The organism is Nitrospinota bacterium (assembly GCA_016217735.1).
Lineage (GTDB): Bacteria > Nitrospinota_A > UBA7883 > JACRGQ01 > JACRGQ01 > JACRGQ01.
Genome location: JACRGQ010000003.1, coordinates 20,684 through 40,612, shown reverse-complemented (window position 1 = coordinate 40,612; position 19,929 = coordinate 20,684). Strand labels below are relative to the sequence as shown.

The 19,929-nt window shown below is 60.0% G+C and carries 19 protein-coding genes and 1 pseudogene; 17 read left to right on the top strand and 3 right to left on the bottom strand.

Annotated elements, in window-relative coordinates:
• Nucleotides 1-36: 36 nt before the first annotated feature.
• Nucleotides 37-789, bottom strand: coding sequence for an alpha/beta hydrolase (locus HZA03_00405; protein MBI5636410.1), 753 nt, complete (start codon nucleotides 787-789; stop codon nucleotides 37-39).
• 224 nt (nucleotides 790-1,013) lie between these two features.
• Here HZA03_00405 and HZA03_00400 point away from each other — a divergent pair, with 224 nt between their 5' ends.
• From HZA03_00400 to HZA03_00390, 3 genes are all read left to right on the top strand, one after another.
• Entirely contained in the window at nucleotides 1,014-1,925 is a 912-nt protein-coding gene (locus HZA03_00400) for a hypothetical protein (GenBank protein MBI5636409.1), read from the top strand.
• Nucleotides 1,926-2,023: 98 nt separating this feature from the next.
• Entirely contained in the window at nucleotides 2,024-2,257 is a 234-nt protein-coding gene (locus HZA03_00395) for a hypothetical protein (protein MBI5636408.1), read from the top strand.
• Nucleotides 2,258-2,338: 81 nt separating this feature from the next.
• Nucleotides 2,339-2,635: an integration host factor subunit beta gene (locus HZA03_00390; GenBank protein ID MBI5636407.1), complete on the top strand. Its 297-nt coding sequence runs from the start codon at nucleotides 2,339-2,341 to the stop codon at nucleotides 2,633-2,635.
• A 51-nt stretch (nucleotides 2,636-2,686) separates the two neighbouring features.
• On the opposite strand, the gene HZA03_00385 is transcribed toward HZA03_00390, so the two are convergent.
• A complete protein-coding gene (locus HZA03_00385; GenBank protein ID MBI5636406.1) occupies nucleotides 2,687-5,257 on the bottom strand; it encodes a zinc-ribbon domain-containing protein in 2,571 nt (856 codons plus the stop codon).
• A 342-nt stretch (nucleotides 5,258-5,599) separates the two neighbouring features.
• On the opposite strand from HZA03_00385, the gene HZA03_00380 reads away from it, so the two are divergent.
• The 4 genes from HZA03_00380 to HZA03_00365 all read left to right on the top strand — a co-directional run bounded on the left by HZA03_00380 (nucleotide 5,600) and on the right by HZA03_00365 (nucleotide 9,920).
• Nucleotides 5,600-6,259, top strand: coding sequence for a lytic transglycosylase domain-containing protein (locus HZA03_00380; protein MBI5636405.1), 660 nt, complete (start codon nucleotides 5,600-5,602; stop codon nucleotides 6,257-6,259).
• A 183-nt stretch (nucleotides 6,260-6,442) separates the two neighbouring features.
• The gene (gene glgP, locus HZA03_00375; GenBank protein ID MBI5636404.1) at nucleotides 6,443-9,001 is read left to right on the top strand and encodes an alpha-glucan family phosphorylase; all 2,559 of its coding nucleotides are present in this window, start codon (nucleotides 6,443-6,445) and stop codon (nucleotides 8,999-9,001) included.
• A gap of 133 nt (nucleotides 9,002-9,134) precedes the next feature.
• The gene (locus HZA03_00370; protein ID MBI5636403.1) at nucleotides 9,135-9,416 is read left to right on the top strand and encodes a tetratricopeptide repeat protein; all 282 of its coding nucleotides are present in this window, start codon (nucleotides 9,135-9,137) and stop codon (nucleotides 9,414-9,416) included.
• Nucleotides 9,417-9,452: 36 nt separating this feature from the next.
• The gene (locus HZA03_00365; GenBank protein ID MBI5636402.1) at nucleotides 9,453-9,920 is read left to right on the top strand and encodes a PaaI family thioesterase; all 468 of its coding nucleotides are present in this window, start codon (nucleotides 9,453-9,455) and stop codon (nucleotides 9,918-9,920) included.
• A 26-nt stretch (nucleotides 9,921-9,946) separates the two neighbouring features.
• On the opposite strand, the gene HZA03_00360 is transcribed toward HZA03_00365, so the two are convergent.
• Nucleotides 9,947-10,453, bottom strand: coding sequence for a hypothetical protein (locus HZA03_00360; GenBank protein MBI5636401.1), 507 nt, complete (start codon nucleotides 10,451-10,453; stop codon nucleotides 9,947-9,949).
• A 442-nt stretch (nucleotides 10,454-10,895) separates the two neighbouring features.
• On the opposite strand from HZA03_00360, the gene obgE reads away from it, so the two are divergent.
• The 10 genes and pseudogenes from obgE to HZA03_00310 all read left to right on the top strand — a co-directional run bounded on the left by obgE (nucleotide 10,896) and on the right by HZA03_00310 (nucleotide 19,924).
• Nucleotides 10,896-11,924 carry a GTPase ObgE gene (gene obgE / locus HZA03_00355; protein ID MBI5636400.1) on the top strand — a complete coding sequence of 343 codons (1,029 nt, stop codon included), beginning with the start codon at nucleotides 10,896-10,898 and terminating at the stop codon, nucleotides 11,922-11,924.
• A gap of 101 nt (nucleotides 11,925-12,025) precedes the next feature.
• Complete coding sequence (locus tag HZA03_00350; GenBank protein ID MBI5636399.1) at nucleotides 12,026-12,709, top strand: PilZ domain-containing protein; 684 nt, start codon at nucleotides 12,026-12,028, stop codon at nucleotides 12,707-12,709.
• Complete coding sequence (locus HZA03_00345; protein MBI5636398.1) at nucleotides 12,696-13,463, top strand: ComF family protein; 768 nt, start codon at nucleotides 12,696-12,698, stop codon at nucleotides 13,461-13,463. The genes HZA03_00350 and HZA03_00345 overlap by 14 nt, the downstream gene beginning before the upstream one ends.
• Before the next feature lie 53 nt (nucleotides 13,464-13,516).
• Complete coding sequence (locus tag HZA03_00340; protein MBI5636397.1) at nucleotides 13,517-14,005, top strand: GNAT family N-acetyltransferase; 489 nt, start codon at nucleotides 13,517-13,519, stop codon at nucleotides 14,003-14,005.
• 192 nt (nucleotides 14,006-14,197) lie between these two features.
• On the top strand, nucleotides 14,198-16,114 hold the full coding sequence (locus tag HZA03_00335) for an aconitate hydratase (protein MBI5636396.1): 1,917 nt from the start codon (nucleotides 14,198-14,200) through the stop codon (nucleotides 16,112-16,114).
• Nucleotides 16,115-16,149: 35 nt separating this feature from the next.
• Nucleotides 16,150-16,452: a hypothetical protein gene (locus HZA03_00330; protein MBI5636395.1), complete on the top strand. Its 303-nt coding sequence runs from the start codon at nucleotides 16,150-16,152 to the stop codon at nucleotides 16,450-16,452.
• 57 nt (nucleotides 16,453-16,509) lie between these two features.
• A complete protein-coding gene (gene mdh, locus HZA03_00325; GenBank protein MBI5636394.1) occupies nucleotides 16,510-17,445 on the top strand; it encodes a malate dehydrogenase in 936 nt (311 codons plus the stop codon).
• Between the two features lie 209 nt (nucleotides 17,446-17,654).
• Nucleotides 17,655-17,879: a NifU family protein gene (locus HZA03_00320; GenBank protein MBI5636393.1), complete on the top strand. Its 225-nt coding sequence runs from the start codon at nucleotides 17,655-17,657 to the stop codon at nucleotides 17,877-17,879.
• 1 nt (nucleotide 17,880) lies between these two features.
• Nucleotides 17,881-18,915 (top strand): annotated as a pseudogene (locus HZA03_00315) (Mrp/NBP35 family ATP-binding protein).
• Nucleotides 18,916-18,922: 7 nt separating this feature from the next.
• Nucleotides 18,923-19,924, top strand: coding sequence for a hypothetical protein (locus HZA03_00310; protein ID MBI5636392.1), 1,002 nt, complete (start codon nucleotides 18,923-18,925; stop codon nucleotides 19,922-19,924).
• The last annotated feature ends 5 nt before the right edge of the window (nucleotides 19,925-19,929 follow it).

Genomic DNA, 19,929 nt, shown 5'->3' with positions numbered 1-19,929 from the left:
GCCCCTGCGGGGCAATGTCACACAGGAATGTGCGACCTACCTGCTTCCACCCAGCGCCTTATTAAGATGTTGGTAAAATTCTTCGGGCCTGTCCAGAAACGCATAATGCCCCGCCCCCGGAATTACCGTAAGCGTCGAGTTCTTCAGCCCGGCGTGCATGATTTCCGCCGCCTCCAGCGTGGTGTCGCGGTCGTTTTCCCCCCAGATCAGATGAACGGGTTGCGTGATGGCGGGGAGGATGCCGCGCATGTCTTCGTTGACCACTTTGACGAGGGTGGGGCGCATCGCCCCGGCGGCGAGGTAATCGGCGGAGCTGACCTTCCTATATATGGCCTCCTTGACCATCCGTCCCGGCGCGCCGAGATTGCCGAAAAACTTGCCCGCTTTCACCAGCAGCCTGCGGGAGAGCGGCGCGGGTTTTTGGATGCGGATGCCGGCCGCGCCGGTGAGTATCAGCGTTTTCACATATTCGGGATGGCGGTGGGCAAGGCGGAGCGCCACCCGCGCGCCGAAGGAGTGGCCGACGATATCGATGCTTTTCAGCCCCCACGCATCGAGGATTTTTTTCACCAGCTCGGCGTACTCTTCGGTTCCCCACGCGCCGTCCGGTTTTTCGGTCTGGCCGAAGCCGGGGAAATCGATGGCCCGAACCTCCAGCCGCCCGGCAAGCCGCATCAGCAGGGGCCTGAAAATCTCGCCGCTCACTCCCCAGCCGTGAAGCAGGAGAAGGGGTTCGCCGTCCCCCGCCTGCTCGTAATAAACCTTATGGCCCCCCGCGTGTACCCACATGCGGCAATCATAGCCCGCATTATTCACCGAATAAAGCGGGAATGGGAGGCGCGGAATAAAATGTTCCCCGCCGCCCGGAATCCCGCTATATCAAAGAGGGCGGCCCCTTAAGTAACCCCCGGCGAAATACGATGAGAAGTATGGGAGAAGTGCGCCGCGTCCCGGCGGCGGAACCTGGCAACTAATCATGAACCGGTAAGGAGCGGCAATCGATGGGGAGCGCAATGAGGCGGTGGCTGTGCGGTATGGCGCTCCTTGCCGCCGTTGCCGCGCCGCGGGCGGAAGCGGCGGAGCCGGCGGTGGGGGCGCTGTTAGGCGTTTCCCCGGTCTACCGGTACGCCCATGTGCGGCTGGAGACGGGGGATGAGCCTGCGCCGCAGCCAAAAACGGGCGCCGGGCAATCTGAACCGCGCGACGGGTTTTTTATTCTTGTCCCGCTCAACGAGAATGAAGAGCTGATTGAAGCCGCGCATCCCGACCAGCCGGCCCGCTGGTATGTGGGATATACCGTTGGCGCCGCAAGGGCCGCCACAGGCAAATCGGGAAGGCTGGAGAGGGGGCTTTCGCTGATCGATATCGGGGCAAATTACCAGGAGTTCGTATTTTTTCCCGATGGCGGGAGCGTGGCCCGGCGTGAACCCACCCTTTCAATCCATCTCTCCATCTACGAGACGCGCTGCGTGGCGGCGGCGGAAGCGGGAACTTTTATCCCCAGCCTGCGGGTCACCTATCTGTACGAGCATCGCGCGGCGGGCAAGACCGGCGTGGTGGTTCCCGGCGCCGGCGGCAATCCCGATACCGTCAACAGCATCGTGACCTCGTTCCCCACCGCGATAGGGGCGCTGATCATACGTCCCGCGATTATTTACGAGCCGTCCGAAACGGCGGCGTACCGCTTCGCCTTCGCCCCGCAATACACTTTTTACAACAACCAAAATAAGGGGAACCCTTGGCTGGATAAAGAGCGGCTCCGCATGGAGGGGTGGATACATTATTTTCCCGTTGCCGATCACAGCTTCCGCGTGCAGGCCGGTTTGTATTCCGACCGTATTGTAAGGGGCGATACGGCTGACCAGGGAACCGAGTTCGGAGTGATGTTCCAGCTCCGGCGCGATATTCGGGCATTCGACTGGTAGACGCATCTCCACGCGGCAGTAACTGCTGTTTTTGCACCGTGTTGCGTTTAAGTCCGTAAGCGGCTATTGTTATAGCTAACGAGATTGTGGAGAAGCAAATGGATAACAGCAGAAGGGATAAAATCCTCACCGAAGTAAACCGGCTTTTGCTTGAAAACGAGCTGACGGCCGAAGACCGCGAAGCGATACTTGATAATATCATCCGCATCCATCTCGACCAGATGGAGGATATCGAGGAGATCGACCTCTTTCAGGACCGGGTGAACGACATGATCGACGAATATGTCGAGCAGCATTTCGAAGACACGATGGAGGACAACAGCTACAACTGATTGCGGTTGACGCACGGCGTTTATTTCTGATAGGCTTTTGCTGTAAAATCAATCCGTTTAGAGGTTGGAGGGGTAAGGGGTATGACCAAATCCGATATGGCCGAAAAGCTGGCCGCCAAGCTGAATATCACGAAGCAGCAGGCGGAAGGCGTTATCAACATTTTCACCAACTCGATTATCGAATCCCTTGCCAAAGGGGACAAGGTGGAAATCCGCGGTTTCGGCAGCTTCCGGGTGCGGCACCGTTCGGCCAAGGAGGGGCGCAACCCCAAGACCGGCGAAAAAGTCTTTGTGCCTCCGAAAAAAGTTCCCTTCTTCAAAACCGGCAAGGAGTTCCGCCTGATTGTCGACGGCAAGGAAGTCGCCGCCGAAGAATAATCCCGGCGGGCGCGTTCCGCGCTTCCTGTTTTTCCCGGGAAGCCGCGGCGCTTATTTCAGGGCGAGTTCCGCGATGTTCACGCCGGTGATCTTTTCCAGATCGCCCCGCTTTTTGATGCGCTCAAAGAGGTAGGCCATCAGCTTGTCTTTGGCGTAGCGGGTTTCTTCGTAGAACTTGTCTTTGAAGAACACTTCGATCTCGTTTTCAAGCGCCAGTTCGTAGATGAATTTTTTGGCCTCCGCCGTTTTGAATTCCGACGCGGTGGCGAATTGCAGTTCCACTTCGGCGGTCATCATTTTCACCTGCGATGAGTTGAAGTCCACCGGCAGCATCACGCCCACTTTCATGATGGTGGCTTCCACCAGGGAGGGGGGGATCAGCTTTTCCGCCTCAAGCGCCGCCTTGCGCGCGTCTTCGTGCGCGGCCGCGGCGGCCTCCTTCGCGTCCTTCGGCTTCGGAGCCTCGGCGGTGGCGGCGGGGGGAGCTTCGGGTTTCTTTTCTTCATGCGCGGGCGGCGGCGGAGCTTTGGGAGCCTCGGCTTTTGCTTCCTCATGCGCGGGCGGCGGCGCCGCGTGGGTTTCGGCGGGGGGCGTTTCCTTTTGCGGTTCCGCCACCGGTTGCGCCGGAGCGGGCAGCGCCTTTTCCGGGGCCGCGGCTTTTTGGGCCGCCACCACCGGATGGGATTTCGGTTTCACAAAGTAGTACCAGCCGGCCCCGAGCGTCAGCGCCACTCCCGCCGCCGCGGGGAGGGCGATCTTGACCAGCATCCCGGCTTTTTTCTTTTTCGGCGCTTCGCCGTGATCCGGTTCGGCGTGGTGCTCTTCCTCGATGGTAAAAGCCCGCTCTTTCTGTTTGCGTTTGGGCAGCTTATTTTTAATAAAGGCGATGATGTTGGATAGTGTGCCCGGTTTCTTCTCCGCTTCCGCGTGGTGTTCTTCCGCGGCGGCGGGAGCCTCTTCCGCCGTTATCTTGTCCAATCCCTCGAACATCGAGGTGTCGACCCCTTCGTATTCCGGCGCCGGAGCCGCCGCGGTTGCCGCCTTGGGAACTGCAATGGAGCCGCCCGCTTCCTGGGCGAACAGCGATTCCAACTCGTCGTTTCCCTCCTCCAGCAACTGACCCGCGGACACTGGGGCCGCGGCTTTCGGCGCGCCTTCCCCCGTCATGAGGGCGTCAAGATCGCCCTGGCTGACCAGATCGCCCGGTTCTTCCGCGGCGGCGGACGGGGCCTTGGTTTCGCCCAGCAGGGCGTCAAGGTCGTTTTGCGAGATCAAATCCCCCTCGGCTTCTTTCGAGGGCTTTTCCGCGGCGGGGGCCGACGGCGCGGCGGCGGCCGCAAAGAGGGAGTCGAGGTCGGATTGCGAGATTATGTTCCCATCCTCTCCCCGCGGCGCGGCGGGAGCGGGAGATTCTTTTTCGGTTGCCGCGCCGGCCAGGATGGAATCGATGTCGTTATTGGAAAGAGCTTGGGTGGAAGAGACGGCTTCCTGTTCCAGAATGCTTTCCCGCGGCGCGGGAGCGGCGGCCGTCATCAGAATGGCGTCGATGTCGTCTTGGCTATCCATTTTGCCCGCCGAAGGCGTGGCGTTGGCGCCGGCAAATATCGCGTCAATGTTGTCCGGGGCGGGCGGTTGCTGCGATTGGACGGATGCGAGGATGGCGGCGATGTCGTCCGCGCCGACCTCCTCTTTGGCGGCGGGCTTCGGGGCGGGCGCCGGTGCCTGTTGCTGTGCCTGGACGGATGCAAAGATATCGTCGATATCGCTTGCCGTGGCCGTTTTGGGTTCTTCTTTTTTCGGGTCCGGTTGCTGCGATTGGACGGATGCGAGGATGGCGGCGATGTCATCCGCGCCGACCTCTTCTTTGGCGGCGGGCTTCGGGGCGGGCGCCGGTGCCGGTTGCTGCGCCTGGACGGATGCAAAGATATCGTCGATATCGCTTGCCGTGGCCATTTTGGGCTCTTCTTTTTTCGGTGCCTGTTGCTGCGCCTGGACGGATGCGAGGATGGCGGCGATGTCATCCGCGCCGACCTCTTCTTTGGCGGCGGGCTTCGGGGCGGACACCGGTTCTTCAGGGCGCTGGGCTTGAACGCTGGCTAAAAGCGCCTCGATGTCGCCGGCATTCACCGCCGTTTTTTCCGCGACGGCGGAGGGGAGCGGAGCGGTAATTACCTTGAAATCGTCGTGGACATTCCCCAGAATGGAATCGATCTGATCCTGTGCCGTCAAGTCGGTGGAATCGTTTTTTTCATCTTTCGCTTTTCCTTCGTACTCGATCCCGCTCATGATTGCCGCCACTTGTTCCGGCGTGAGGTCCTTTCTCTCTTTACCGTCTTTACCTTTGGCCGGGGGGATGGGCGCTTCCGGGGCGGGCTTTGCTTCAAAGGACGGGGCAGTGGCTTCCGCCGCAACTTCGGCGGCGGCTTCAACAGGTTGTGGCGCCGGCTGTTCCTGCGTGGCAGGCATTGTGGTTTTTGCCACATCCTTGGATGCGGCCTTTATTTTTTTCTTTACGAAAAAGATGTTTTCACAGGTGGCGCAATGGGCGTATGTTCCCTCTTGGGGGATGGATGAGCCATCCACTTCGTAGCGCGTGGCGCACTTGGGACAAGTCAATAACATAACGCTTGTGTCAACTCCTTGGCTCTAAATTATCGGATATTTTGGCATCCGACTTTAGTTAAATATCTGTATTTCTTAACTTATTCTCTGACGCCGTCTTTTTATGGTTGACAAAAACCGGCTATACCTCCAAAATTCCTCTTAGGAACCATTATACACTCAACAATCGTGCCGGAACACGATTAGGCGGCCGGAGTGGGGAAGAAAAGCGTCCGGTCACGCCCCCCTGCAACAGCCTTTTGATAGGCCTTGGAAACTGCCACCATACTATGGCTTGTGGCGGACAAACCACGGCACCCCAATCCACAGGGTGCGGGACAGCTAAAGGGAGAAACAGACAGCATGAAACCTCTTTATCGATACGGGGCGATGGCGGCGGCGATCACCGCCGTGGCGCTCCTTCAGTTTTCCCAGTATTGCAAGGCGCAGCTTGCGGATGCCCGCGTACGCGGGGCCGCCCTCGAAGCCGTCGTTGCCAGCCAGCACGACTGGAATATGCGGAACGGGAAGAAAATCGAACTGCGCGCCAGAATCAGCGCCATTCTGGCGGAGTTTCAAGATTCGTTGCACCACGACCCCGTGATGTTGGCCGACCTCATCATCGCCAAAGCGGGGGAATGCCGGATCGATCCGTTTCTGGTGCTCGGCATTATCAAGACGGAAAGCGATTTTAGGCGTTTCGCCGTTTCCACCAAGGGGGCGGTGGGCCTCATGCAGCTTCGGCCGCACACCGCGGCGGCGCTCTACGGCGGGGAGTGGGAAGGCGGGCAGCCAGCCGTGCTCACCGACAACGAGCTGAACATCAGCCTCGGCACCCGCTACCTGGCGCGGCTTTTACGGCGCTTTGGCGATCTGAACCTCGCGCTGGAGGCCTACAACCGCGGCCCCACCCGGTTGCGCCGCGATATGGCGGATAGCGACGGCGTGGACCGCATCTACGCCGGAAAAGTAATGGCGAATTACCACCGGATGCGCAACTTCCCGGCGGGCCGTTCCCTCTGACGGCGGCCCCGCCGTTTCCCTTTTTTTCCCGCGTTGCGCCTTGCGGGGCCGGTGTCAGCCGGGGTAAACTGTGAATTGACGCATATTAAAGAATGACCGGTGCCATCCCGCCCCGACAATGCGATGTATTATTACGGGGCAACGGCGCGGGGCGGCCAACCGTAAGATGAAAGATAGAGGATCATGCCGGAATTCCGCAAGTTCATAATCCGCCCGTCGCTGCCGGAAAAGCTGCGGCCGCTCAACGACATCGCCTACAACATGTGGTGGACCTGGCATCCCGACGCCATCAACCTGTTGCGCCGCATGGACCGCGATATGTGGGACAAGTACTACCACAATCCGGTCAAGGTGCTTGGCTCCGTTTCGCAGCAGCGGCTGCGCGAGCTGGAGACGGACGAAGGCTTTCTTACCCATCTGGACCGGGTGACGTTCGACCTCACCGACTACATGAAGGGGGGTACCTGGTTCGAAGACCTCTGCGGCGGGAAATGGCGGAAGGAAAACCACATCGCCTATTTCTCGATGGAATTCGGCCTCGACGAATGTTTGCAGATTTATTCCGGCGGCCTCGGCGTCTTGGCCGGCGACCACCTGAAATCGGCCAGCGACCTCGGCATTCCGGTGGTGGCGTTCGGGCTGGCCTACACCCACGGCTATTTCATCCAGTACCTCAACCGCGACGGCTGGCAGATGGAAAACCAGCCGGAGAACAACTTCTACCTCCTGCCGCTGCGGCAGGTGGAAGGCAAGGACGGCAAACCGGTTACAATCCAGGTGCCGTTTCCGGGCCGCGCCGTGTACGCGCAGATATGGAAGGTCCAGGTCGGGCGCGTGCCGCTCTACCTGCTGGACGCGAACATCCCCGAAAACTCCGCCGAAGACCAGGCGCTCACCTCGCAGCTCTACGGCGGCGACACCGAGATGCGCATCAAGCAGGAGGTGCTGCTGGGTATCGGCGGCGTGCTGGCGTCGGAGGCGCTCGAAATCGGCGTTTCGGTCTATCACATGAACGAAGGGCACGCGGCTTTTTCCGGCATCGGCCGGATCATGAAGCTGATGCGCAAGCGGGGCCTGAATTTCGACGAAGCGAAGGAGGCGATCATCGCCTCCACCGTGTTCACCACGCACACCCCCGTCCCGGCGGGCAACGACCGGTTCGAGCGGTGGCTGGTGGAAAAATACATCACCCCGGTGCTGGGCAATTCCGGCATTTTGATGGACGATATCGTGGCGCTGGGGCGCGAGAACCCGGCCAACGACAAAGAGCTTTTCTGCATGACCGTTATGGCGCTGCGGCTTTCCGCCGCCAGCAACGGCGTATCGAAACTGCACGGCGACGTATCGCGCAAGATGTGGCAGAACATCTGGCCCAACCTGCCGGTGAACCTGGTGCCGATACGCAGCATCACCAACGGCATCCATATCCGCACCTGGATATCGGAGGAGATGCGCAACCTGTTCGACCGCTATCTGGGCGAGACCTGGATATCGAAGCCGGGCGAGGATTCCGTCTGGGAGCGCATCGAGCATATACCGGATTCCGAACTCTGGCGCACGCACGAACGCCGCCGCGAGCGGATGGTCGGCTTCGTCCGCCGCCGCCTGGCGGAACAGCTCAGGCGCCGCGGCGCCTCCGAGGCGGAACTGCAGCAGGCCGAAGAGGCGCTCGATCCCGAATCGCTCACAATCGGCTTCGCCCGCCGCTTCGCCACCTACAAGCGGGGCAGCCTGATCCTGCGCGACGAAGAGCGGCTGGCCCGCATCCTGAACAACAGGGACCGCCCGCTGCAGATCATCATCGCCGGCAAGGCGCACCCCCGCGACATCGAGGGGAAGAACATCATCAAGAGCATCATCCACGCCTGCGGCAAGGACGAGTTCCGCCGCCGCCTCATCTTCCTCGAAAATTACGATATCGACGTGGCCCGCTATCTGGTGCAGGGGTGCGATGTCTGGCTCAACACGCCGCGCCGCCCGATGGAAGCCAGCGGCACCTCCGGCATGAAAGCCAGCGCCAACGGCGCGATCAATTTCTCCATCCGCGACGGCTGGTGGGACGAGGCGTACGCCCCCGAAGTCGGCTGGGCCATCGGCGCGGGGGAAAACTACGAGGACCAGAACATCCAGGACGCCGTGGAAAGCCGCGCCATCTACGATCTGCTGGAGCGCGACATCGTTCCGCTGTTTTACGAGCGCGGGGCGGATAACCTGCCGCGCGGCTGGGTGCGGAAGATGAAAGGGAGCATGACGCGGCTCAACGCCGTGTTCAACACCAACCGGATGCTGCGCGAATACACCGAAAAATTCTACCTGCCGCTCGGCGTGCGCTGGCAGGACTACGTGCAGAAGGATCCCGCCATCATCAAACAGCTCGCCGTCTGGAAAAAACGGCTGGAAACGCACTGGAGCGGGATGAAGGTGCTGGAAGTGGCCGGCACCGACGGCTCGTTCAAGGTGGGCGACAGGAAAAAAGTCACCGCCACGATACATCTGGGCGTCATCAATCCGGACGATGTGGTGGTGGAGTGCTACTACGGGCCGATGGACATGGCCGGCCACATCGAAGAGGGAAAAAGCGCCGTCATGGGGATCGAAGGGAAGGCAATCGACGGCATCTGCCGCTTCACCGGCGATATTCCGTGCGACAACGCGGGTTTGCACGGCTACGCCATCCGCGTGCTCCCCAGCCACACGAACCTCGTGCTGCAATACATCCCCGGCCTCATCCTCTGGGGCTGACCGCCGCTTTCTTGTTATCCCGGAATTGACCCGGCACCCAGCAATATTATCCAAACTTTTTTTATTTTCCCGGGAAGCGCCAGGCAGAATCGGCCCTTTGGGCCGATGAGGGAAGTTTTGATAATATTTCCTTTTGTCAGATGTTCGAATCCGGCTTCCATGTCCAGTATCACCGTTTCGTCACCTGACCCGTGGGATGTCTTACCATCAACCAGGTGACTGTCCGCGGGCGATTGCGGATTTCAACATGGCGATAGAGATAGACCCGAAATATGCGGATGCGTATAATGGCCATGGTCAGACTTTCGACAAGCTTGGCGGCAACAACCGGGCGATTGCGGATTTAAAAATTGCGGCTCAATTTGGCAATCAAGGGGCGCAGGGAATTCTTAGGTTCAAAGGCATTCCGTGGTAACCGAAAAATTCCGTTACTTAAATCGGGAGTGTGGTGATGGAAAAAGAACCGGGCAAGGATGTTTTGGAACGGCGGATTGTTGGCCTCAAGGCGCTGTTCGGCCGCGCGCCGATAGCAAAGACCTTCGGCATGGAGCTTTTCTACAACAGCGGCGGGGAAGCGGAATTCCGGCTCCCGTATAATCCGCACCTCGATAGCCCCGTGGGGATACATGGCGGAGTAATGTCCACCATGCTTGATATGGCGGGCTGGTTCACCGTAGCCACGCGGTACGATACATGGATATCCACCGTTGACCTCCATGTGCAGCTTCTTCAGCATGCAAAGGAGCGGGGAGTCCGCGCCTCCGCAAAAATCGTCCGCGCCGGTGCGCGCCTTTCCATGGCCACAATGGAACTGCACACCGACGATGGAACACTGGTGGCTATCGGCTCGGCCACTTTCACCGTGACATCGGTATCCTGCAAGGAGGGGACGGGGCCAGGGGCAGGTCCGGCTTTGTAGCCTTTAGGAGGTTTTAGAAATATCCATTAAATATACGAGTGGAAAAGAAGGCGCGCCACTATCTCGTCGGCCATCTTCTCGATCTGCCGGTAGTCCAGCCCGCTTCCTTGCGCGGGGACGCCATTCAGCGCGGCCAATTCGTCGTTCTCCTCGATGATGGCCATCAAGTGCCCGTCGCGCTTTTCCAGCGAGCGGGCTTTTTTTGAATAGCCGGCGTCGCCAATGATGAACACCGAATAGCCGTGAACGGCATTTTGCCAGGCATCTTCCGCATGCCGCCGCTCGAATCCTTTTTCGGCCAGCTTTCTTTTGAGCGACTCCAGCAGGATCATGGCGGATTTCGTCCCGGCGCCGTTTTCGGACACCTTGTAATGGAGGGTAACCGAGGATGGGCGTTGGCCGATGAAATTGATGGTGAGAATGCGCCCGTTACTTTCGGCTCCAGCGGGCATCTCTTCCGCGCAGGTCATCGCGGCGTTGCCAACCAGCGCGGCGCATCCCAGTATTGCTATCGAGCTTATCATCCTGTTCATAACCAAAATTCCTTTGCCGTTTTGCTTTTTGCATCGTCTCCTTTTCGGATTTTTCGCCATTGCTGAAAAGCCTTTTCCAAAAATATCTTCCGCGCTCCGGTGCAATTCATGTACCGCGGTACATAATTTCGCAAGTTTGTGTCTCGGTTCCGCGCATAAATTTATAGATTCAAAAATTCCCCGGAAGATTCCGGTCAAGCTCAGTTGGACAATTTGGTGAACTTGGAAGATTTGGAGCATCCGGAGAATCTGCCACATATGGGGCGGTTGTTATGCGAGAAGCAAAAGAAAGGGTTCATATGCGAAAAGAGCCAAAACCGGCTATTCCGTAACAATATGAGGCATAATTCCGCTTGGGCGGAGGGCATTGAGCAACGCGATTATAACTTCCCGCGTCGATTTATGCGCCTAACTGCGGTAAATGACGTACAATAACCGGTCTATGTTTATCGATGAAGTTAAGTTAAGGATAAAGGCCGGGCACGGCGGCGCGGGATGCGTCAGCTTCCGCCGGGAGATATACGTCCCGCGCGGCGGGCCGGACGGCGGCGACGGCGGCAAGGGGGGCGATGTCATTTTTGTCGCTGACCAGGGCGAAAGCACCCTCCTGAAATTCCGCTATAAAAAAGAGTTCGACGCCGAGAACGGCGGCTACGGCATGGGGCAGGACCGTCACGGCACGGATGGCGATACGCTCATCCTCCCGGTTCCCCCCGGCACGATGTTCAAGGACGCCGAGACCGGCGCGGTGTTGGCCGACCTCACGGATCACGGCCAGCAGTGGGTGGCGGGCAAGGGGGGAATCGGCGGGAAGGGGAACGCCTTCTTCAAGTCGTCCACTTTCCAGGCTCCCCGCTTCGCCCAGCCCGGCATGCCGGGGGAGGAGAGGGCGCTCCACATCGAGCTGAAACTGCTGGCGGACGTGGGGATCATCGGCCTGCCGAACGCCGGCAAGAGCACGCTCATCTCCCGCCTCACCGCCGCCAAGCCGAAGATCGCCGATTACCCGTTCACCACGCTCTCGCCGAAAATCGGCGTGGTGAAGAGCGACGACTACAGCTTCGTGATGGCCGATATGCCGGGGCTGATCGAAGGGGCGCATTTGGGGAAGGGGCTGGGCATCCAGTTTTTGAAGCATATCGAGCGCACCTCCGTGCTCTGCCACCTCGTCGATGTGAGCGACCCGGATGTCGACCGCATCAATCACGATTTTTCCGTGATCGAACGCGAGATAGAGGCGTTCGACCCCGCGCTGCTCGCCAAACGGCAGGTTGTGGTGCTCACCAAGATCGACGCATTGTACGACCGCGAACCGCTGGATACATTGCGCGCGATGTTCGATGCGCGCGGCTTCACGATCTTCGCCATTTCCGCCGTCACCGGCGAAAACCTGCCGCCGCTGGTGCGCCATCTGGGCGCGGTGGTGAAGCAGACGCGCGCCGCCCGCGCCGATGTTTCGTCCGCTCTGTAATTTACCCCCGGCCGCTTTGTTTGCCGCGCCCCCTTCTGTTATGCTACGGCTGTAAAGCATTGCACTGTGCTTATGAATCCTTGGAGAGGGAACGGTGTGATATGGCCGAAACGGATACCGGAAAAGCCGACGTCAAAACGGACGAAGCCCGCCAGAAACTTATCGCTTTTTCCTCGGATGCGCTCAACAACGCCAAAGAGATTCATTTGGAGTTCGACGACCATCGTTATCGCGGGGACATCCTCGACTGGCGTCTGGGGGAATACATCCTGTTCCGCGTCCGCCATGCGGACGACGGGCTGGTGCGCGTACCGGTTGATTACGACCTTTGCCGCCTGCGGGCAATCCCCGAAAAAGGCAAACCGGTAATTTTCCGGATCAAACTGCTGCAAAAGAAAATCCCCCATCTGCTCATTTCCTTCCCTATGGAGCCGGAAGCCGAGGTCGTCAGAAAGCAGGCCCGCCGTTTTATGCGGGTGACCACGCCGGTGGTGCTCAAACGCAAGGAAAATGCCCTGGTGGCCGCCGACCGTGCCGGCATCGGCACCATCCTGGACATCAGTGAAAAAGGGGTGATGCTCGAGACCTCCCTCCCGCTGGAAAAAGGGGATCGCGTGAACATCTTCATCAATGTCTCTTCCGGCGGCAAAAAGAAAAATCTGGAGATGCTCTGCATCGTCCGCAGAGTTGACCGGAAAGGAAAACTGTTCACCTGCGGGCTGGAATTTCACAAGCCTTCGGAGCAATCGTTGCGGGCCGTGGCGGATTTCCTTGCGGGCCGCTGACTTCGCGGCGTTTGCGGGCCGGTTCGCCCTGGCGGCGGTTGGCCGTGTTGTTCGAACCGCTTTCCCCCCCGTGTGCCTTGCCTGCGGCGCGGCGCGCGTTAGCGACGGGGTTTTCGATATCTGTCCCGCCTGCGCCGCCGCGCTTTCCCCCGCCGGACGCCACGCCTGCCGCCGTTGCGCCGCTCCGATCGACGGGGAACTGGCCGGGGCGGGGGTTGTGCTCTGCGGCGATTGCCGCATATCCCCCCCGCCGTTTGACGCGGCGGTGGCGGCGTTGCGCTACGAGGGAAAAACGCGCGAGCTTATCCACCGTTACAAGTTCGCCGGCAAAACGCGGCTGGCCGGGGCGCTGGGGCCGCTGCTTTGCGCCGCGTTGCACCGCGCGGGGGTGATGGAGGGGATCGACTTTGTGATCCCGGTGCCATTGCACCGCCGCCGGCTCTTTCGGCGGGGATATAACCAGTCGTGGCTGCTGGCGGCCGAAGTGGGGAAGACGTTCGGCGTGCCGGTGGCGGCGGACTTGTTGGCCCGCGCGCGGTTCACCGAACCGCAGTTCTCGCTCAGCCGCGCCGACCGGCGCACGAACATAAAAAATGCTTTTACCGCCCCTTCCCCCGAAAGGCTGGCGGGCAAGGCTCTGTTGCTGGTGGACGACATCATGACCACCGGCGCCACGCTGGGCGAGGCGGCCCGTACACTGAAGAAAGAGGGGGCCGCGCGCGTGGTTTGCGCGGTGGCCGCCCGCGCCGGGTAAGGCTGGCGGCGCCGCGCGCCAATGCGCGGCCGCGGCCATGATACTATCGGGGCATGGCCCGCAATGGCGTTGGAGAGGGGGAAATTGGCGGTGGGATCATCATCCGTCCCGCCATATCCGCCGACATCAAACGGATGTGGGAGATCGACCAAATCTGTTTCGACCCGGACATCGCCTATCCCATCGACTTCATCTACTACCATCTGCTGGTTTTGCGCGATCCCGCTTTTTGCGCTTTCGACGGCGAGGCGATGGTTGGCTTCGTGCTGACGGCGATGGAAAAGCGGGGGGAGGGGAGTATCGTCACCATCGATATCCTTGGGCCATACCGCCGCCGGGGCCTTGGCGGCCGTTTGATCGGCATGGCGGAGCAGGCTCTTGCCGCGCGGGGCGCGCGGAAGGCCGTGCTGCAAGTGGCGGTGGAAAACGAAGCTGCCATCGCCTTCTACGAAAAGCACGGCTACATGCGCGGCCGTCTGTTGAAAAACTATTACGGCAAAAAGAAAGACGCTTGGCGGTATGAGACAATGCCTAAAAAATAGGCATTGTCTGGACTGTGCCGCCCCCGTACCGTGGTGCAAATAGACGCTTTGCGCGGCGACTCGTTATTTGTTTATTTTAAAATGATGTTTTGGTAGAGTATGCGGGTTCGATGCCGCCGCATGGAGAGGCGGCGGGGTGTCAACTTAAGCGAAATGGCAATCCGTTTTTATACATAAAAGGGGGAGAAGCACATGGGTTTCAATCTAACCCAAAAAATTCTTAAAGCGCATCTGGTTGAAGGTGAAATGACGGCGGGCAAGCCGATCGCCATTCGCATTGACCAGACGCTCACGCAGGATGCCACCGGCACGATGGCCTACTTGCAGTTCGAGGCTATGGGAGTGCCGAAAGTAAAAACAAAGCTTTCCGTATCCTACGTCGACCACAACATGCTTCAGGATGATTTCAAAAACGCCGATGACCACCTCTATCTTCAGTCGGTCGCGGCCAAGCACGGCATTTGGTTCTCCCGCCCCGGCAACGGCATTTGCCATCAGGTGCATCTCGAGCGTTTCGGCGTGCCAGGGCAGACGCTGCTCGGCTCCGACAGCCACACCCCTACGCAGGGGGGGATCGGCATGATCTCCATCGGCGCGGGCGGCCTCGACGTGGCGCTGGCGATGGCCGGCCAGCCGTTTTTCCTCACCTCGCCCGCCGTGGTCAACGTGAAGCTGACCGGCAAGCTCAAACCGTGGGTTTCCGCCAAGGACGTCATTCTCGAAGTGCTCCGCCGCCTCACCGTCAAGGGGGGCACCAACAAGGTTATCGAATACTCCGGCCCCGGCGTGAAGACCCTCTCCGTGCCGGAACGTGCCACCATCACCAACATGGGGGCCGAACTTGGCGCGACCACTTCGGTATTCCCGTCCGACGACACGACCAAGAAGTTCCTTGTCGCCCAAAAGCGCGGCAAGGATTTTAAGGCGCTCTCCGCCGATGCTGACTGCAAATACGAAGAAACGCTGGAAATCGACCTCGGCACGCTGGAGCCGATGGTTGCGCAGCCGCACCTGCCCGATAACGTAGCGAAGGTGAAGGACCTCAAGGGGATTAAAGTTTCGCAGGTCGCCGTCGGCTCCTGTACCAACTCCTCGTTCCGCGATTTGATGACGGTGGCGGCGATGCTGAAGGGGAAGACCATCCATCCGGGGCTTTCCATGGCCATCTCCCCCGGCAGCAAGCAGGTGTACAACATGATATCGAAGAACGGCGCGTTGGCCGACATCATCGCCTCCGGCGCGCGCGTGCTGGAATCGGGTTGCGGCCCCTGCATCGGCATGGGTTTCGCGCCGAACTCGGCGGGTGTTTCGGTACGCTCGTTCAACCGGAACTTCGTGGGGCGCTCCGGCACCAAAGACGCGCAGGTGTACCTCGCGTCGCCGGAAGTCTGCGTGGCGGCGGCCCTCACCGGGGAAATCACCGACCCGCGCAAGCTGGGCAAAAACTCGCCGAAGATCAACTGGCCCAAGACCTTCATCGTGGACGATAACATGGTGATCAAGCCGCCCAAAAAGTCGGGCGAGATTGTCCGCGGGCCGAACATCAAGCCGCTGCCCGAAACGCATCCGCTGCAGCCGGTTCTCGCCGGCACGGTGCTGCTGAAGGTTCCGGACAATATCACCACCGACCACATCATGCCGGCCGGCGCCAAGATACTGCCGTTGCGGTCCAACATCCCGGAAATCTCCAAGCACGTCTTCGCGCCGGTGGACGCCACGTTCCATGACCGCGCCAAGGCGGCGGGGGGCGGTTTCATCGTCGGCGGGCAGAACTACGGCCAGGGTTCCTCGCGCGAGCACGCGGCGCTGGCGCCGATGGCGCTGGGCGTGAAGGCGGTCGTCGTGAAGAGCTTCGCCCGCATCCACCGCTCCAACCTGATCAACTTCGGCATTCTTCCGCTTACCTTTGTGAACGAGGCGGATTATGACAAGATCGCGCAGGGGGACAAACTGACCATAAACGCCGGCACCCTCGAAAACGACAACATCGTGCTCCGCAACGAAAGCAAAGGGATCGACATTCCGGTGAAGCACGGGCTTGCCCCGCGCGAAAAAGACCAGGTTCGGGCCGGCGGCGCATTGGGTCTTGCGCGCCAGACGATGAAATAACCTTTCTTTATTGGATAAACGGAGGCAATTTTTCTATGGCTAAAAAGAAGAAGGCGAAAAAGGCTGTCAAGAAGGTCGTTAAGAAAGGGGTACGAAAGACGGTGAAAAAGGCCGTCAGGAAAGCTCCCAAGAAAGCGGCTAAGAAGGCGGTGAAAAAAGCCGTCAAGAAAGCTCCGAAACAGGCTGCCAAGAAGGCCGCCCCGAAGCGGGTAACGCCGCCCGCGGCCAGTGAACAAATTGCGCCGCCGGTTCAGGAGATTACGCCTCCCGCGGAACCCACGCCGGCCGTTGCGGTAAAGAAGGAAGAGGGATCCGGGCCGGCCGGAGGAAGCTATTAAATTGCCACCCAAATGATCCGGGGCTTGGAAAAGTTTTGATCGAAAAAAGGAAAAAGAATGACCATTAAGCGGTACAAGATTACCATCATCGGCGCCGGGCACGTGGGCGCCACCGCCGCCCAGCTTTGCATCTACAAGCGGCTGGGCAACGTGGTGCTCATCGATGTCGTGGACGGCGTCCCGCAAGGGAAGGCGCTGGACATGATGGAGTCCGCTCCGCTGGAATCCTTCGACATGATCGTGAAGGGAACCACGGACTACGCCGATACCCAGGATTCCGACATCGTGGTAATCACCGCGGGGCTTCCCCGCAAGCCGGGGATGACGCGCGAGGATTTGCGCGACGTGAACGCGGAGATCGTGAAGAGCGTCAGCGAGCAGATCGCCAAGCATTCTCCGAACTGTTTCCTCATCGTTGTTTCCAACCCGGTGGATACCATGACCGAGGTTGCCCGGCGCTATACGAAGCTGCCGCGCGAGCGGATCGTCGGCATGGCGGGGGTGCTGGACAGCACCCGCTTCCGCCACTTCATATCCCTCGAGCTTGGGGTGAGCAACGTGGATATAACCGCCACGGTGCTCGGCCTTCACGGCGAGGATATGGTGCCGTTGCCGCGCTACTCTTCGGTAGCGGGCATTCCGATAACGGAACTCATTTCGAAGGAACGGATCGACGATATGGTGAAGCGCACCCAGGATGGGGGCGCCGAAATCGTCAAATACCTTAAGACCGGATCGGCCTACTACGCTCCGGCCTCTTCCGTCGCCGCCATGATCGAATCCATCGTGCGCGATAAAAAGCGGGTGATGCCCTGCGCGGCCCGCCTCCAGGGGGAGTACGGCATCAAGGATATCTTCATGGGCGTTCCCTGCATTCTGGGAAAACAGGGGGTCGAGAAAATCATTGAGCTGAAACTGATGCCGGACGAACTCGCGGCGCTGCAAAAGAGCGCGGCGGGGGTGGCCAAATCCGTTTCACAGCTTAAAGTCTGATTCTTTTGGTGGGGACCCCAATTCGGGAGGCGCGGAACTAATCTTCAAGCCGCGCCGGATGTGGCCTGTAGGCCATATTGGGTACAAGCGCGGCGGGGCGTTGCCAAACGTCCCGCTTTTTTTTGGTGGGTACCCACCTTGAGTTTCAGCGACAAAAATCATAGTCTAAAGTTGCCGGGTATCTTACGCTGAATTACAGGAGTGCAACGATGAAGGAACTAATCGAAAAGGCCCTTGAAGAGGTGCGGCCGATGCTCCGCCGCGACGGCGGCGATGTGGAGCTTGTCGGCGTGAACGCCGAAGGCGTGGTGCTGGTGAAGCTGAAAGGAGCCTGCTCCGGCTGCCCCAGTGCGGGAATTACATTGCGTCAGGGAATAGAAAAAACCATCAAGGAGAGGGTGCCAGGTGTCAAATCAGTCCAATCAATCGGGTGACCAACTGAAGGAGCGGATACTCGCGGCACTTGGCGCGGTTGCGTATCCGGGATTCGACAAGGACATTATCTCGCTCGACATGGTGGAGGAATTCTCCGTGGACGGCGAGGATATCGAAGTAAAGATGAAGCGGCTCAACGCCGACGATGCCACGCGGCAGGCGCTGGTTGCCGCGGTGGCGGCGGCGATGCGGCCATTGGGACTCGCCGCCCGCGTGGTCTTTGAAGGGGACAAGCCGAAACAGCCCGCCGGACAGGAACTTCCGCCGAAGCGCCCCATCGAAGGGGTGAAATATCTCATTCCGGTCGCCAGCGGCAAGGGGGGGGTGGGTAAATCGACCGCCAGCGTGAATCTCGCCGTGGCATTGGCGAAAAAGGGGTTCAAGACCGGCCTGCTTGATCTCGACGTGTACGGCCCCTCGGCGCCCACGATGCTCGGCCTGTCCGGCCAGCACCGGGTGGGGGAGGGCGGCCGCCTGCAGCCGGCCGAGAAATTCGGCATCAGGGTGGTAACGGTGGGGCTGCTGATGGAGCGCGGCGCGCCGTTGATCTGGCGCGGGCCGCTGGTGGCGCGGCTGGTGAAACAGCTTTTTTACGATGTCGATTGGGGCGGCCTCGATTACCTCATCATGGATCTTCCGCCGGGAACCGGCGACGTGCAGCTTTCGCTGGTGCAGAGCGTGCCGATCACCGGCGCGCTGATCATCACCACGCCGCAAGATGTTGCGCTGAAGGACGCCGAGCGCGCCGTGAATATGTTCAACCAGACCGGCACGCCGGTGCTCGGCATCGTCGAAAACATGAGCTACTTCATCTGCCCGCACTGCAAGGGGGAATCGCACATCTTCGGCTCCGGCGGCGGCCAGCGCGAGGCGGACCGGGCGGGCGTGCCGCTGTTGGGGAAAATTCCGCTGGAGGGAAAGATCGTCGCCACCGGCGACAGCGGCGATCCGATAGCCGCCGGCGACAACGCGATCGCGAAGATATTTTTGGAATTGGCCGATAAGCTCCACGCCGCCGTCACAAAGGCGGGATAAGCGGAGCATGAAAAAAGGATTCGATGTCCGCGCCGCCGTTGGGCAGTTGGTCATCCTTTCAATCCCGGGCGATGGGTGGAATAAGGAAGTTGAACAGCTCATCGCCGGGCGGAAGGCGGGCGGATTCATATTTTTCAGTGAAAATGTTCCCGCCACGCTCGCGGCGCTTAAGGAGTTCACGGGCCGGATAAAGAAAGAGGCGGTCAAACATACCGGCCTCATCCCCTTCATCAGCGTGGACGAAGAAGGGGGCAGGGTCAGCCGCCTGAAAACGCTTATCGGCGAGCATCCCGCGCCGATGCTTTTGGCGCAAAAGGGAATCAAGGCGGTGGAAAAGAATTACGCCGCGCTCGCCCGCAAGGTGAAAGGGGCGGGGTTCAATATCACCTGGGCGCCGGTGCTGGATATCAACACCAACCCGCAAAATCCGGTCATCGGCGACCGCGCGTTTTCAGCGCGGACGGAAGAGGTGGTGGCGTGCGGCCGGACGGCGTTGCGCGCCCTGCGCAAGGGGGGACTTTTCACGCAGGCGAAGCACTACCCCGGCCATGGCGATACGCCGGTCGATTCGCACCTCGACCTCCCGTCGATGGACACGCCTTTGGCCGTGATGCGCCGGCGCGAGCTGTTGCCGTTCAAAATGGCGGCGCGGGAAAAAGCCGATTTTTTCATGACCGCGCACATTCATTTCACAAAGGCGGAGAAGAAACTGCCCGCGACGTTCTCGAAAAAGTTTTTGCAAACGGTGGCGCGCAAAGAATTGGGCTACAAGGGGATCATCGTCACCGACGACCTCAACATGAACGCGGTGAAAGCCAACTACAGCATGGAAGAGCGGATACGGTTGGCGATGAACGCCGGGGCCGACATGCTCCTCGTCCGCGACAGCCACGAAAACATTCTGGGGTTTCTCGATATTTTTGAGCGGCTGGCGCGTGATGGAAAGATTCCGCTGGCGCGGATAAAAGAATCGCTCGCCCGCGTCAGGCGCATCAAGCGTGGGGCGTGAAAACG